Annotated in this window: 1 protein-coding gene; it reads left to right on the top strand. The window is 60.7% G+C overall.

The genetic code is table 11. The features are described 5' to 3' along the window. On the top strand, positions 1 to 257 hold a 257-nt coding region (locus KJQ96_RS41265; protein WP_249735124.1), incomplete at both ends, for a helicase-related protein.

Raw genomic sequence — 257 nt, 5'->3', positions numbered from 1 at the left:
CGTAGAGAGCGGTCTCGATATCCCACGTGCAAACACGATCGTGGTCTGTTGGCCCGAAAAGTTCGGTCTTGCGCAACTTCATCAGCTCAGAGGAAGGGTGGGCCGCAGCGGGATACGCGCGTTTGCGCATTTGCTGACCGATTCGGAGTCGGAGCGATCTGAGAAGCGATTGGCCGTTCTGGAGGAATTCAACAGACCGGGCGCGGGTTTCGCGATCAGTGCGCGGGATCTGGACCTCAGGGGAGCGGGGGACGTGC

It is taken from the genome of Bradyrhizobium sp. sGM-13, from assembly GCF_018398875.1.
Classification (GTDB): Bacteria; Pseudomonadota; Alphaproteobacteria; order Rhizobiales; family Xanthobacteraceae; genus Bradyrhizobium.
The sequence above is the reverse complement of the archived record's forward strand: the minus strand, read 5'-3'. Positions and strand labels throughout refer to the sequence as shown.